Origin of the sequence: Acinetobacter sp., from assembly GCF_041919735.1 — a bacterium.
GTDB lineage: Bacteria > Pseudomonadota > Gammaproteobacteria > Pseudomonadales > Moraxellaceae > Acinetobacter.
Genome location: NZ_JAYRTF010000032.1, coordinates 12,488 through 28,514 on the forward strand (window position 1 = coordinate 12,488; position 16,027 = coordinate 28,514).

9 protein-coding genes and 2 pseudogenes are annotated in these 16,027 nt (G+C 43.3%); 3 read left to right on the top strand and 8 right to left on the bottom strand.

Annotation, left to right across the window (positions count from 1 at the left end; all coding sequences use genetic code 11):
• The first annotated feature begins 86 nt into the window (after window positions 1-86).
• Complete coding sequence (locus ACE3T3_RS14685) at window positions 87-785, top strand: pirin family protein (RefSeq protein WP_374668218.1); 699 nt, start codon at window positions 87-89, stop codon at window positions 783-785.
• A 444-nt stretch (window positions 786-1,229) separates the two neighbouring features.
• Here ACE3T3_RS14685 and ACE3T3_RS14690 read toward each other — a convergent pair whose 3' ends face one another.
• From ACE3T3_RS14690 to ACE3T3_RS14710, 5 genes and pseudogenes are all read right to left on the bottom strand, one after another.
• Window positions 1,230-2,198 carry an efflux RND transporter permease subunit gene (locus tag ACE3T3_RS14690; protein WP_374668220.1) on the bottom strand — a complete coding sequence of 323 codons (969 nt, stop codon included), beginning with the start codon at window positions 2,196-2,198 and terminating at the stop codon, window positions 1,230-1,232.
• A gap of 7 nt (window positions 2,199-2,205) precedes the next feature.
• Window positions 2,206-4,281: an efflux RND transporter permease subunit gene (locus tag ACE3T3_RS14695; RefSeq protein WP_374668222.1), complete on the bottom strand. Its 2,076-nt coding sequence runs from the start codon at window positions 4,279-4,281 to the stop codon at window positions 2,206-2,208.
• A complete protein-coding gene (locus ACE3T3_RS14700) occupies window positions 4,278-5,363 on the bottom strand; it encodes an efflux RND transporter periplasmic adaptor subunit (protein WP_374668224.1) in 1,086 nt (361 codons plus the stop codon). Before ACE3T3_RS14700 ends, ACE3T3_RS14695 begins: the two co-directional genes overlap by 4 nt.
• Window positions 5,360-6,664 (bottom strand): TolC family protein, encoded by a 1,305-nt coding sequence (locus ACE3T3_RS14705; protein ID WP_374668226.1) that lies wholly within the window; start codon window positions 6,662-6,664, stop codon window positions 5,360-5,362. Before ACE3T3_RS14705 ends, ACE3T3_RS14700 begins: the two co-directional genes overlap by 4 nt.
• A gap of 499 nt (window positions 6,665-7,163) precedes the next feature.
• A pseudogene (locus ACE3T3_RS14710) lies at window positions 7,164-7,588 on the bottom strand (IS5/IS1182 family transposase); the annotation flags it as partial.
• 364 nt (window positions 7,589-7,952) lie between these two features.
• On the opposite strand from ACE3T3_RS14710, the gene ACE3T3_RS14715 reads away from it, so the two are divergent.
• Window positions 7,953-9,224: a tyrosine-type recombinase/integrase gene (locus ACE3T3_RS14715; RefSeq protein WP_265464940.1), complete on the top strand. Its 1,272-nt coding sequence runs from the start codon at window positions 7,953-7,955 to the stop codon at window positions 9,222-9,224.
• A 491-nt stretch (window positions 9,225-9,715) separates the two neighbouring features.
• Window positions 9,716-12,283, top strand: a complete 2,568-nt coding sequence (locus tag ACE3T3_RS14720) for an EAL domain-containing protein (RefSeq protein ID WP_265464941.1) — start codon at window positions 9,716-9,718, stop codon at window positions 12,281-12,283.
• A gap of 191 nt (window positions 12,284-12,474) precedes the next feature.
• Here ACE3T3_RS14720 and ACE3T3_RS14725 read toward each other — a convergent pair whose 3' ends face one another.
• The 3 genes and pseudogenes from ACE3T3_RS14725 to ACE3T3_RS14735 all read right to left on the bottom strand — a co-directional run.
• The gene (locus ACE3T3_RS14725; RefSeq protein WP_120366086.1) at window positions 12,475-12,945 is read right to left on the bottom strand and encodes a transposase family protein; all 471 of its coding nucleotides are present in this window, start codon (window positions 12,943-12,945) and stop codon (window positions 12,475-12,477) included.
• Window positions 12,893-13,288 (bottom strand): transposase family protein, encoded by a 396-nt coding sequence (locus tag ACE3T3_RS14730; protein ID WP_374668229.1) that lies wholly within the window; start codon window positions 13,286-13,288, stop codon window positions 12,893-12,895. Before ACE3T3_RS14730 ends, ACE3T3_RS14725 begins: the two co-directional genes overlap by 53 nt.
• A gap of 240 nt (window positions 13,289-13,528) precedes the next feature.
• Window positions 13,529-16,027: pseudogene (locus tag ACE3T3_RS14735) on the bottom strand (hypothetical protein); the annotation flags it as partial.

Sequence of the window (16,027 nt, forward strand, 5' to 3'; positions counted from 1 at the left end):
AACACTGTATCGCCTTTTCGCTATTTTTAATCTGGAATTAAAACATTAAACTGATTTCAAGTTAAAAATATTAAAGGTAAAAAAACATGAATGCTTATCTGCACCGCAGTGATGCACGCGGCCATGTCAAAATAGGCTGGCTGGAATCTAAACACAGCTTTTCTTTTGGCAGCTGGTATGACCCTAAACATATGGGTATCAGCGCACTGCGCGTCATTAACGATGATTTGATTGCCGCCCATCAAGGTTTTGGCCAGCACCCGCATGACAATATGGAAATTTTAACCTGCGTGTTAAAAGGCACCATTACCCATAAAGACAGCATGGGCAACCATGGCGGCATCTCTGCCGGTGAATGGCAATTGATGAGCGCAGGCACGGGGGTTCGGCATAGCGAAATGAACCAAGGGGATGAGCAGGTGCATTTATTGCAAATTTGGATCATTCCCAATGAGCGCAATGCAGAGCCGGCTTATCAGCAGATTAAATGCGATCCGCGCGATCAGCCGGATCAATGGCATTTGATTGTTGGGCCCAATGACAATGCGCCGATGCATATCCGCCAGCAAGCTGAGGTAAAAACAGCGTTCATCACTCAAGGCAAAAGCCTGGACATTCAGGCGACGCAGCATGTGAATTATATCCATGTGATTTCAGGCGCTGTTCAAATGGCTGAACATACGGTCAATGCGGGTGACGCTATTGCATTTATTGACCCTGCGGAAATCAAAGCGCTGGAAGATGCGCAAGTGATTTGGTTTGATTTGCCGGAGAATATTCAGTAATCCCTTTGATATTTTTAGTATGCAAATCTTTTCTAAATATATAAGCCGCTTAATCACATGATCAGGCGGCTTATATTTTTGTCAGGCTTTGATTTTAAAATGAGAACTTCCCCGCACAACCTAAATAAGCCTTTGGCGATAGGATTATGCAGCCAAGCCTCTTGCAGCTGAAATCTGAAGGCATCTTTCGAAATGCTTTCATTGCATCAATTCAAAATTTGCACCGACTGCTGCAAACCTTTCTGAATATCTAGGACATAAGGTACATCTTGGATTGAATGGTGCTGATTTGGCTTTGATTTGGCCGTGTAAAACACCTCCAGCCCTGCTCCCGCCAATGTCTGTTTTCAAGCGTACATAAGCAAAGCCTTGCCATAAACTAGCTTTGCTAAAGAAAATACACATCTCCTTAATTAAAAGTAGCAGCTGTATTTTCCTTTAACCTTATTTTTGATGTTTGGACAGCACACTAAAGACCACAGGCATCACAATCAGTACCAATGGGAACTGCACGATCAGTCCAGAGATAATCGCGATCGCTAAGGGTTGCTGCATGGCAGAGCCTTCGCCCCAAGCAAATGCTAAAGGCAGCAAGGTTAAAATAGCTGCTAATGTCGTCATGGCGATCGGACGCATACGGTTTTTCCCAGCTTCAACCAGCGTAAACATTTGCGTTAAATGGCTTGGCGGCTGCTCATCTTCACTGCGCATCTCCTGTTCTGACTGAGCACGCAAATGCTGATATTCTGAAAAAAAGAAAATCGCCACTTCCGTGACAATACCTACAATCATCGTCATCCCCATCATGGCAGAAATGTTCAGCTCAATGCCTGTTAACCACAAGCCGATAAACACACTCGATACGGCGCATAACGGTATAAGCAAGACCGAGAAAGCCACACGGAAGCTTTCATATAAAAACAGCAGCAGCAAGAATACCAGAGAAACCGCTGCAGCAAAGACCACCATTAACCCTTTAAAAGCCTTTTGCTGTTCAGCATATAAGCCGCCCATTTCAACACGGATCTGAGCGGGTAAAAAACCTTTCGCATTCACGATTTTTTCAACATCTGCAACAGCTGAGCCTAAATCCCGTCCATTGATTCGAGCTGTGACTGCAACCATACGCTGCATTTGCTCACGCATGACTTCTGACTGCCCTGCAACATGCTCAAGCGTTGCCACATCCTGCAACCGGACTGTCAGACCGCTCGGCGAATGCAGTGTAAGATTCTGCAAATCCAGCAAAGTCTGTCTTTGCTCTTCCGGCACCCAAACACGGACTGGGGTTTCACCAATGCTATCAGCCGATTGTGCAATTTGCGTAGCAATTCGACCAGACATCGCATCCTGTACAGTTTGATTGATCATATCTGCAGTTAGCCCAGCCAGTGCAGCAGCGGATGCATCCACATGAATCTCAATCGCATCCCCCGCTGGAATTAGGCTGCGGCACAGCCGTCAAATCGCCAATCGCATCCTCCATTAATTGGGCCAATTCAACATCAACCCCCGGGACTTGCTGTTCCACCTCATTGCGTACACTTTCCATCACCGCATCAATCGGCTCACGAGGCTGCGGTTTCAAGCGGACAAAAAAATCCCCTTGATTCGGCTCAACCAGACCGCCCCCTAAACCGCTGCCAGTCCGGCATGAATAGGTTAATACATTGGGGTTTTTCTGAATAATCTGCTCAACTTGATGCAAGAGACGATCTGTTTCAGTAAGCGATGTCCCCGCAGGCGTGCGGTAGTCTAAAATAAAACCGCCCTCATCCATGGCCGGCATAAAACCCGATCCCACCTTGGTAAAGGCAAAACCGCCTAATCCCAGTAAAGGCAAAACCAGCAGCAGCACCAGCAGCGGCTGGCGAATCAATGCTTGCAGCAATTGCTGGTAACGAGCTGTAATCAGTTCAGCAAAACGGTTTGGCTGATGCGGACGGATATCTTTATCTTTAAGAAAAATATCTGCCAGCATCGGCACAACAAACCAAGTCAGCAAGAAGGAAATAACCAAACCTGAAGCCATGGTTAAGGACAATGCTTTAAAGAATGCCCCTGTAATACCTGTCAAAAACGCCAATGGAATGAAAATAACAATGGTAGAAGCGGATGAACCCGCCAACGGGCGCAAAAATTCCTGCGCTGAAGACATAATGCCCTGACTGACTTGCGCGCGATCTGATTGCTGTCCATCTTCCAACTGAATAGCGCGCTCATGCAGGCGGCGTACTAAATGCTCCACCATCACAATCGCATCATCGATAATCAGCCCTACAGCAGCAGCCATCCCCCCCAAAGTCATGATATTGAAGCTCATGTTCAGGCAAGTGAGTAAAAGAGTCGTCAATGCCAATGTCAAAGGTACCATTACGACGGCAATCAGGGTAATTTTAAAGTTACGCAAAAAAATCAGCAGGACCATGCCCGCCAATGCCATCCCAATTAAAATGGCATCCAGCACACTGCGTGCAGAAGCAGAGACCAGCTGGCTTTGATCGTACCAACTGGTCAGATGCACCCCCGCGGGTAATGGCACTGATGCCAATTTGGCTGCTGCATCTTGGACAATTTGGATGCTGTTGCCTGCAGGCTGCTGATAGACATTCAGCAAAATAGCATCATGGCCATCTGCATTGACCCGTGTCACTTGCTGTGCCGGGTATTTGCCAATGACCGCAATGTCTTTGAGCAGCACCACACCATCAGGCCCCGATTTCACGGCTACATTGCCAATATCAGTTTCATTTTTAAGCGGGGTATTGGTAATGATCAAAAAAAGTTTGTACTGATCTTCTAGCCGGCCTGCAGCAGTCACCACATTGGCCGCCGCCAAGGCATTCGATACATCACCAATGCTCAACCCCATCGTTTGCAAGGCCGCTAGATCCACCATCACCTGATATTCGTCTTGTGTCCCCCCTTCAACTTCAACATGCGACACCCCAGGCACTGTCGTTAGCATTGGGCGCAGCTGTTTGTAGGCAAGCGCTCTCAATTGAGATTGCGACATGCTGTCGGAACGCAAGCTGTAGGCCAAAATTGGAAAAACGGTGGGATCCATACGGCGCACATTCACCTGCACGCCTGCGGGTAAATTGGGCAGCAACTGCCCAAGGGCCTGATTGACTTGTGATGTCGCCATCGACATATCGACATTCCAGTCAAAATTGACAGAAATTTCAGCCGAACCGCGGCTGGTCACCGAACGAAGATTGCTGATATTCGGCACTTGCCGAATCGCATTTTCAGCAGGAATGGTAATATTTTGCGTCATCGGTTCAACAGGGCGGTCACCTGCATCAAAAGACACCACAACCCGCGGAAAATCCACATGCGGAAATAATGCAACGGGCAGCTTGATTGCCGCCGCAATACCCGATAGCCCTAAGATAATGACTAAAAACAATAATGAACGGTAATGCCGCTGCATCCATCGCATCATGCCATTGCCTTTCTCGTCTTGATCATTCGGCGCTTGCAATGCAGTCATCGGGTTTGCTCCCGTACACGCATGCCATCTTCCAAGGTATAGTTGCCTAAGGTTACAATTTTAACGTTAGGGTCCACCGGCCCATAGATCATGCTTTCTTTATTGGTTTGCACACCTAATTGCACGGGGACACGCACCGCACGATTGCTTTTCACTTGATAGATATAAGATCCCTGCCGATCCTTTAATACAGCATTGCGCGGTACGGCCCAGCCATTTTGATTCTTGTGCTGCACGCTGTCTAATTGCAGCACAGCTTTAATAGGTACGCCAATATGCCAACGGCCAGATAGCCTCTGTTTAAGCTGTACCGGAATATCAACACGCCCCGTCTGTGCATTGATTACCCCATCAGTACGGATAATCGTTCCCTGTAAAGACTCTGTCTGCGCCACACTAAGCGCAGGGCGAATAGTCACCGGCAGACCTGCCCGTACACGATCCAGCATCTCTGGAGCAATGCCAATCATGGCTTGCGGCATGGCGGTTTTCCCCAACTGCATAATGGTCGTTGCCGCAGCCACGCGATCCCCCACCTGATTGCTCATGCTATTCACCAGCGCATCAGCAGCCGCATGAATCGTTTGTGTTTCTCGTGCTCCGCCCTGTTGCTGCAAAGCCTGCAATGCTGCTTTGGCATCGGTTAAAGCTTTTTCAGCAGCTGCGAACTGCGATTGCGTCGCCAAACGCGCATTCAGCAAACTTGCAGTTCGTTGCCGCTCACCCTGTGCAAATACCACAGCAGATTGCGCTTGTGCGGTATTCATGATGAGCTGCGGATCAGTTTTAACGGTCAGCAAGGCTTGCCCCTTACGGACAGATTGCCCCGGGCTGACATAAATCGCGGTAATCTGGCCTGCTTGCGGCAAGCTGACGTTATAAATCGCCTGTGGCGGATTTTGGATGCTGCCATATGCCGTGAGCGTATCTGTCAATGTTTTTTTAACAGGGAGCTGGGTTTGCACTAAAGCAACGGGTTCTGCGCCCTTTTTAGACTGACCTTGCGTATCCGCAAATACAACGCCGCTGCTGGTAACGCTCACTGCCAACAGGGTAAAAATCAAAGCGTGCTGTTTGATCATGGTTTCACTCCAGCCAATTGAGATACAGGCAATCCCAATAAGGTATTCAATCCAACAGCCTGCTCGCGAATGGCCTGCTCCACATTCAGCAAATCCAGCGTCTGGCTGAGCATATTGTTCTGCAAGGTGATCCAAATTTGATCATCCATTAAACGTTGTGCATGTGCTGGCGCGGCTTGCTCTACGTCTTGCTGCAACTGCTGTAAACGCAGGTATCGCTCCTGCCAAACTGCCACGTTCTGCTGCTGCTCGGCTTGCAAGCGCCGCACCTCGAACACCGTCTGATTTAAACGTGACTGATATTCTTCATGCATGCGTTGCCGAGTCGCCTGTTCCACAGCAATATTGCCGCGGTTGCCATTAAATACGGGCAAATTGAATGAAATGCCTAGGCTTTGACTGGGAATGCCCGAAGAATCTCTAGCTTTGGTGAAGCCAATATTAAGCGAAGGAAATTGAGACCAGATGGCCTGGCGCAGTTTGGCATCCTCACTGGCATAACCTGCCCGTAAAGCCAATAAATCAGGTCGATGTGTATTGATATGATCCAGTGCTATACGAATAAGCTGAGTATCCGTTACCTTGGGTAATTGGAGCATATCCTGAACGTCAAACTTTAAATTCAGTTGCGTGTCTGCGGCTAAACCCAATAATGCATTTAGATCATGACGTGCTGTTTGCTGCGCTGTTTTTAAATCATCAATACGGCTATTCACTGCTTGCAGCGCAACCATATCGGCATTGACCTGATCACGCGTCACGCCAGCCGTTTGCATGGCTTTCGTCATGCGGTTGACGCGATCTTTGGCAATTGCCTGATTTTGCAGCAGGACGGTCAGTGTTTTTTGCTGCATTTGCAATCTAGTTATCAGCAACTGTGCTTGGCCTACCACCTGCCACTCTTGCCAAAGCAGAGTCAATTCAGCTTGATGCAAGCTTTCGCTGGCCTGTTTTTTTGCTAAAGAATGTGTCAGCAAGCCAATCAAATCATAATTCAGGCCAATACTGGAAGCAGCTTGAGACCCAGCCGCCACATGGATATCATGCGCTAAACTTAGCTGCGGATCTGGCAATAATCCTGCGGAATATACCTGCGCTTCAGCAACGCCGGTATCTTGGCGTGCAAGTCGAAGTTCAGGATTATTGCTTACTGCCAGCATTGCAATATTCAGCGCATCCAATCCAAGATCTGGGTTAAATGGATGAGCCTTTAGCGCAGGGAAAGGATTGAGTGCAGCCCGATCAACCGTCAAAGCGCTATAGTGTGCGGCGGTTGGCAAAGACAAAGCATGATAACTCACGCACCCAGTCAAGCTAAGTGTGAAAAGCAAGGAACCACTCAAGCAAGCATATAAATTTTTCTTATACATAAATGTAATAAATCAAAATTAATTGTAATAGTCTGGATAAACTAAAACAGCTTTCTTAAACAGAAATTAAGCAACCATATACAACTGCAACATGCACAACTGCTGCATGGGAAAATGATGAATGATCAAATTCTTTTTTTACTATGTTTGCCTAAAGCCAAAAACACAGATTATTCATTATTAAATCAAATTAATTATATCGTTGATTAAAATTTTGCGTGGTTGACGGTTTTAATTGCAGCTTCAGGATATGATCCCGTCATAGAGATCCTCTGTCCAATAAGCCATCCGAAATCAGCCTTAAGCTACTGCTTACAATATATGGGATAAAGCAAAATAATTAAAATAATTTTTGGTAATAAAAGAGAACCAAAACCGTTTTTATAAATGCTCATTGGCAGCGGTTTTGCTGTGCAAAGATGTACTTGTGTAAACCGCTTAACACTGGAGAATCACACACATGATGAGCCGTGAGTGGAACAGCTCGGATTTGCAGAATTTCAGCATCTATACCGATATGATACTTGTACTATTGGCGACAATATTCAGGCTGATGCTTTTACATTGCTATGCAACTTCACCTAAAAATTTCAGGCCAGCAGAACCGATTTTAATAAAGCTATGCGCCAAGCTGGGAAACATGTGTAAAAATACTTGAAATAGGGATTTAATCCTGAGGCAGCATTGAATAGCTGCATCGAAATACGCTTAATTTCGTTCTTGTTTGTCCTGCGGTTTTTCATACCACTAGGTACTAGGATCAAACTCAATTGAGATATTTACTCTCTTTACCAAAATATGATTATAAGAAGAGCGATTCGTTGTACCGTAGATTTTAGGTGCTGGCTTATTCATCTGAGAATTCTATGGCTGAATAAGCTTTTAGGGATAGGCTTGCAACACAGCCCATTAAAACTCAACGCACCCAATTTGATATCCAATCAGCATCTATAAATAACAGATAAGTGCAATTCAATCCAAATTTCATGCGGGGCAAATTGAACAGCAAACTATAGACAAAAAAAAGCCCCTGCAGTACAGGGGCTTTTTGAATTTGGCGGAAGCGGTGTCCGTCTAACAATAGTCCAAAGCAATCCAATCCAATATTATAAAAATATATTTTTCAATAATTTACAGTTTAATCCATCCAACTTTGTCTTGTCTATTCCAATCATTTCCAGTATTTTATGTGGGGTAGGTTGAGGGGTAACCAAAGATCATACCAAAGAAATCTAAAGAGCTATCAGCACTCAGTGTAGCAAAAATTAAAACAACTGGTCGACACTCTGTAGGTGGTGTCGATGGCTTATGCTTGAATGTCGAAGGCAATTCTCGTGTTTGGATTTTACGTGCTGTTGTTGGCAAACGTCTCGATAGAGATGGAAAGTTAAAACCTCATCGCCGTGATATTGGTCTTGGTCCCTACCCTGAAGTTTCATTAGCTGAAGCCCGAGCTAAAGCAACTGAATTAAGATTACAAATACGAAATGGCATTGATCCAATTGCACATAAGCAGAAACAGCTTGAAAAGTTGCATAGCCAAAAACTTCGTGACAAAACATTCATGGAGTGTGCGGAAGTTGTTATTGCCAATAAAACCCGTGAACTCAAAAATCAAAAGCATATTGGGCAATGGTCATCCACATTAGAAACCTATATCTATCCAACTTTAGGTGATATCAGTATTGGCACAATTACTAAAGTTGATATTGCCGAAGTTCTTAGACCTATCTGGATTGAAAAGAACGAAACGGCTAAACGTATTCGTGGTCGTATAGAAGCCATTTTTGATTATGCTAAGGCCATGGGATATTTTGTTGGTGATAATCCTGCTGAATGGAAAGGTAACCTCGAGCCAATCTTGGGGAATTTAAAGCAGGAGTCGCGTCCTCACCCATCATTACCTTATGAACAGGTTGCTGAGTTTATTCAGCACTTGAGACAGAAAAAAGGAATTTCACCTAAAGCTCTAGAATTTGCGATTTTAACTGCATGTCGTTCTGGCGAGGTTTTTGGGGCAAAATGGTTGGAAATCGATTTTAAGAATAAAGTTTGGATCATTCCTAAAGAACGGATGAAAGCAGACAAAGAACACCGTGTTCCATTGTCTCAAGAGGCAATCACTTTGCTTGAATCAATTAAAGAATATACCCAACCACAAGACTTTATTTTTCCTGCCCCTCGTGGTGGTATGCTTTCTGACATGTCATTAACCACATTAATTAAACGTTTGCATGAACAGAAGTTTAAAGAAAATGGCTTAGGCTATATTGATCCAAAACAAAATCGAGTAATTACAACACATGGTTTTCGATCAACATTTCGTGATTGGTCAGCCGATAAAACTGATTATCCTCGTGAAGTCTGTGAGCATGTACTAGCACATAAACTACCTGATGAAGTAGAAGCAGCTTACTTACGTGGAGCTTATCTTGAGAAAAGGAAAAATTTGATGGTTGATTGGTCTAATTTCGTACTAAGTAACTATTGAAGTATTTTAGCTTTTTTATATTTTATGGGAAAAGTGAATAATATTTAGAGTTAGTAAGATTGATTAATTAGATTAGTGTGTAAATTTGGACTAATGATTTAATTAAACACAGAGTCATGCAACCCTACCTAACCATCTTAAATAGGATAATTCGGGGATGGTTTCAGACTACTGAAATATTCAAACAGCTTCGATTAATACAAATACCCAATCTGGATTTGAAACGTAACCGAATATATACACTGCTTACCCTTTAAAAGAGGATTTCTCTTTCAGTCTCCATGATTTTTACGAGAGAATTATTATTTAAACAAAACTTTCAATCTCAAGTTTGATAACTATAAGACTTTTAGATAATTATGTGTGATATTTGTAGCATTTTTGTTATATTATTTATTTGAGATTAATAATCAACCTTTAGCTCTGATTTTACTAATTTCGCTTGAGAATCTATCAAAAATGCGCAATACAACTCAAGGACGGTATGCTATATGAGTCAAACAGCGAGTTATTTAGATACTCAATCCATCTTTAATTTAATTGGGCAACATGCAGACTTAGCAATCATCTTTCAGACCGTCAGTGAATGGTTAGAGGTTCGGATACCAGATTCAATGGTCTCCATCATGTTGTACTCAGAAACAGAACAAACTTTAAATTTAATTAGTGGTAGCCAGCATTTTTCTAACCGATATATAGAAACCGTTTCTGATTTAAAAATAGGTCCACATGTGGGAGCATGTGGTGCGGCAGCTTTTCACCGAAAACTGGTGATTTGTGAAAATTTAGCCACTGACCAAAACTGGGAAGCTTTCCATAGCCTGATTCAAGAAGAAAATCTGAACGCCTGCTGGTCAACACCTATTATTAATGCCCAGGGAACGCTCTATGGAACCTTTGCAACCTATTATCGTTCCCCTAAATGCCCCACCTCTACTCATATTAAGTTAATTTCTCATGCCGCATCTCTGGTTGCCCTGAGTATGGACCTGCATGCAGAACGGCAACAAAGACTGGCGCTCAATGATAAATACCGTTCGTTCTTCACCTACCATCCCGATGCGATTTTTGAACATAATCCTGAAGGCATCATTATTGATGTCAATCTCGCCTCTGAAGAGATCACTAAATTTAATCTTGAACAGACTCGGGGCTCACATTTCTCAAAATTTATTTGTGCTGACTTTCAGTCAGTAGCTCAAACTGCATTTGAACAGGCCTTGCAAGGCCACAGTCAACACCTGGAAATCCAGGCACAGAATGCCTTGGGGAAATGTTACTGGCTAGACCTCACTTATTTACCTATTCAACAAGCCCAACAGGTGGTCGGTGTATTTGGGATTGCCCATGATATTACCGAACGGCATGAAACCGAAGAAATGTTACGGCTACTGAAACGTAGTGTCGATGCCAATCCTCATGGCATCGTGTTGACTAAGGCCACCGCGGACCAGGCCATTGAATATGTGAATCCTGCTTTTGAAAGCCTGACGGGTTATAAAAAAGAAGAAATCACTGGTAAAAATTGTCGCTTTCTGCAAGGTCCCGAAACAGATCCAGAGGCAGTGTATAAAATCCACAATACACTTCAAGAACAGCAAGAAATCCAGGTGACCTTAAAAAACTATCGTAAAGATGGCAGCTGGTTCTGGAACCAGCTCATATTAGGACCCGTTTTTGATGATAAAAATTTTTGCACGCACTTTATCGGGATTCAGCAAGATATTACCCAACAGCGGGCGAATAGCGAATATATTGCCCGTCAGCAAACCCATGACAGTTTAACCGGATTAATTAACCATCATACTTTTGAAAAAATACTGGATGTTGCCTTCCACCTTCAGCATGACAATCCTCGCTCCCTGATTGTGATGTATGTTGATTTAGATGGATTCCAGCCTTTAAATCAAAGTTTGGGGCACATCATTGGTGATCAACTTCTGATTGCTGTAGCAAATCGCCTGCGTCAGGTCATTCAAGAAGAAGATATCATTTCCCATTTTTCAGCAGATGAATTTGGCATACTTCTGAATAAATGCCATGATTTAAAACAGGTCGCTGTTATTGCAGAGCAAATATTAAAAAGCCTGTCAGCTCCATTTGAGCTTGATGGCCATAAAATTCATATGAGTGCGAGTATTGGCATTGCAGATGATGACCCTCAAATAGAAAAATCGACTCAATTACTTCATCATGCGATACATGCCATGAATGAAGCGAAAAAAGAAGGCGGAAATGCCTGGCATTGGTATGCGTTTAATTCTATCGGCACACCGAAAATCGATTACGTGCTGATGCGCCACGAATTAATGGTTGCCATGCAAGAAAAGCAGTTCAGGTTAGTCTATCAACCCGTTATTGATGCTCGCTCAGGCCAATTAAAAAGTGTCGAAGCCTTAATCCGTTGGCAGCATCCACAAAGAGGCTTTATCTCTCCGGTAGAATTCATTCCGTTTGCTGAAAAAACCGGCCAGATTGTCGTCATTGGCCAATGGGTGTTACAGCAAGCCTGTCAGGATATTGTAGCTTGGAACAAGAAAAACGGAGCTAACCTGAGTGTAGCTGTCAATCTTTCCCCTTTACAATTTAAGCGCACAGGCTTTTTGCATGACTTACAGGAAACGTTATCTGATACTCAGTTACAACCCGACCTATTAAAAATTGAAGTCACCGAGACCATGTTAATTGCGGGTGCTGACCGTTCTTTAGAAATTCTAAAAGCTGTTCGTGATTTGGGTATCAAGGTTTCTGTCGATGACTTTGGCACAGGATACTCGAGTCTGAGTTATTTACGCACTTTACCTGTGGATGAGATAAAACTTGATCGCAGCTTTATTGAACATTTACCTCAAAATGAAAAAGATGGCGCGATTGTCGCAGCCATTATTGTTATGGCTCATCAACTAGGATTGCACGTGGTTGCTGAAGGAATAGAAAATCAGGATCAAGCCCAGTTTCTAAAAAAATATGAATGTGATGATTTTCAGGGCTACTATTTTGCTCATCCCGCTTCGCTTAGCGAGCTCAAGCTTGATTATAGGCAGGTAGAAGTCATATGATAATAAATAAAGGTTACTATCTAGGGCGTGTCCTCATTTGGCTTTGCACCAAATAAACAAACTAAAAAGAATATGGACTTGCATAGTTTTGAATTTGCATCTCAATTTCATCAATTATGACTCTACGAGAAATGTTGAAAAACCTATTTTATTTTAAACAGTGAAATAATATATTAGATTTCTTTCATAAGTCATTTTTCACTCAGCTCCAAGTTATAAATTCCAGCAATTAGATTGAATCTTAATGCTAGTCTTTTGCCTCGATTGCGATATCGCTCAGCAAGAATTTTGAAGGTTTTCAAACTGCCAAATACATGCTCAATTCCAATTCTTCTTTTATTGATTTCCTGATTATAGATTTTTAGTTCGGAATCCAGTTTACAGCGCTTCTTTGCTTTTAATGGCAACAAGCTATTTGGATACACTGTATAAATTCCCTGATAACCCTTATCCGCAAGGATAAATGCACCTGCAGGAATCTGATTCAAGTTACGTCTGAAGAGTTCGAAATCATGTACGGCACCACGACTCGTACATAAACTCAGGATTTTTTGAGTTTGATAATGAATGATGGCCTGTACTTTGAAAGTGTGGGTCTTTTTCTTGCCGCTATAGCTTTTCTTCTGTTTTTTTAGACCTTTGGATTGGAATTTCTGTGGCATCCACGATCACAACATTCCAATCGATGCCTTCGCCCTCGGGTAAATCTTTGGGTAAATTAAAGAGATTGGACCGAATCAGGCAGTCTTCAACATGACGGACAATTCTTGAGGCTGTGGGCTCTGAAACCCCGTAGCTCGTCGCAACGTGAAATAAGGTTCGGTATTCCCGCCAATAGCTTAGACAGAGCAGAACCTGGTCTTCCAGGCTTAACTTGGGCGGTCTGCCTTTGGCAGGGACATGTTTCTTCAATTGCTCAACCATCAAATAGAAAGTTGACCATGAGATGCCTGTGTATCGCTTGAACTGAGGATCAGAAAGCTTGTTTGAATCGATGTATTTCATCCGCAGATTATGCACGAATGCTAAGAAATCCGGAGTGCAAATATTAACCAAAAAGAAGATCGTTTTTTGATTTATGAAAGAGATCTATTTTAATTGAATAGATAAAAAGAATGGAATATGTCCATCAATGGAGAACGTACCATAGATTATTTTTTAACATTAGGATTATAAAATTGGAAATCCAATTTGTGCAATAAAATAAAGCCAACCTACGTTAGCTCCACTTGAAAAGCTTTTTCATTAAAATGCACCTCTGGTATTGCTAGTAATATTTCTATTTTCAAATAAATTTTCATCAAACTTAAATCTAAAACGCACATATGCACCTTGAAGCGTAGTATCGCTATCTACAAGATCATCATCTTTATAGCCAGAGAAATTATATCCCCCTGAAACCCATAAATTCACAGCAACTAAATAACCTACTTCAGCACCCAATAGAATACGTTTCCCCGAACTCATATTAGACCACAATCCACCTGTATGAACACCCGCATCCCAACGTTCATTGATGTCATACATTGCCCGACCACTGAGCATATGTGTCATACCACTTGACTCCAAACCAGAGAACGTTGTGTCCACATTTTTAACTGCATATTGGCCTGAAAGGGTAATATCGCGACTTGGATGATAATTCAAGTGATTTGAGAAAATATAGACATGCTTTAGGTATGGATTATTTAAATCTGACTTGTTACTGTCATAGCGGTACTCCACCTTGGTCAGCGCATCAAAACGATTGTGCTCAGTGTCACGGTAGGCAGCACCCACCTGGAAACGATCAACCAGGCGATCACCACTATTCTCATTCTTACTGTCAGTCAGGCTAACTACATTTTTCGCCAATAAAGTCACGTCATCAGAATATTTGTAGGCAATACCCAGATTATTCAGGATGGTGTCAGACTGGTCAGCCCAACGTGCTTCAATTCTCGCAACAGCTTTCCAGTTTGGATTGGCCAGATATTCCACACCTAAAGATGCAGCAGTGTTATCCGAATTTTGGTTATTGGTATCTGCTTTTGACAATGACTTCACCTGTTCAAAACTGGTGGTTGCATAGAAGCCTTTTTCCAGTTCCCAACGGTTACGTAAACCGATTGCAGCTTCAGCTTCACGAGCGCTGATACCATCACGAACACGATATTCACTAAACGCTGTGCCGTTATTGTTATATTTGCTGTCCAGACCAAACACTGTAACATTACGACGCTGATTGTTATTTAGGTCATACAGTCCCTGAATACTGGACACCAACTCATGGCGACCATAGGCACGTAGTTTTGAATTAATCTGGTAATTCGCACCCAAGGCAAAAATACGGCGCTCAGCTTCGGAAACATCCTGCTCATATTCAGCAAAAACATTTGAACCCTGCCAAGGAAGCTGTGTGGTGATTTTTGTACGTGCGGTTAAACCATGATACGGCGATGTTTGTGAAGCCCCCAACAGTGCTGGATTCTCAGACTCATCATAATATTTCAGGCCCAGCTCAACTGCTACAATACGGCTGATCGCACGTTCAATACTGGCAGAAACACCTTGATTGACACCACTTTGCAAATCTTCAGTACGGATAGCCTCCAGTTTTGCCAAACCGATCTTACCCAGTTGCGCACGCCCTTTTATACCACTTTCCTTACGTCCAGCAGTGATTGGTGCCGCAGTGTTATAGAATCCTGTATCTGCCTGATTATGGTAGGTTTTCAGCTCCATATTCTTATAGGCATAGTTCAGTTCAACGCGAGCCGCATTTCCCGACAATTTACCTGTTGCATCTGATGTGGTGTTAATCTGTGTTAAAGAGTTTAAACCGTCATTAATATTTTCAGAACGGGCAAACTCAGCAATCAATTTACCCTTGTCGGCAAATTTCACCACGGTATTGACACTGGCCAACTGGTCCTGCGTCAGTGGATTATTGCTTTTTACATAAGCCCCACCCACTTTCACCTGATCAAGCAGCTTCACTGAGCCTGTAACACCACCAACCGTGTATTCATCCCCACCCTGATCAGATTCCACCGTAATACGCAGATAGACTGGATTCAGGTCAGCATCAACACTTGGTACAGGATCTTTTAAGTAAATGCTGTTGCTAAAGGTATCCACTTCATAATCGGTAAAACGTGCCAAAGTGCTACGCGAAATGATCAGGCCTGGATTATTGCGGTCACGGGTCACTACCTCAACTTTTTCACTATTGGCAAGCACATCATCGGTATTGACATTGCCCATGCTATACGGACCCGAAATCCCCATGGCACGTTGTTCATTGGTCACCTGTTGCGTATTGGTCTGCGCAGCAAAGGCCGTTACTTTATAGCGGTCTGTTTCGACAGCCCCACGAACACCTGTTAATGAACGGCTATATTGACCTAAAGCCAGCCCTTCATCATTTTCGGTACGCGTGACATAATCACCATACATGGCATAAGAACGGCCTTTATCCACACGCACGTACAGCTTACTGGTTGTTTGTGCATCAAAACCTTTCGCTGCCGAGTCACCATAAACTGGATAATATTCATCTGGACGAATATCACGGAACAAACGCTGGTTTTTATCCTTGTCAGAATCATAGGCAAGGGTCAGTAGATATTCACCCTTGACTTTCCCTTTCAGGAACATGGCTGCACGCCCTGTCACATTGCTTTTGCCATTGTCCGATGATGAAATCTCTTGCAGTTCTTCCTCAAACCCATCCTGCGAACCGACATTGCTTAACTGTTTCGG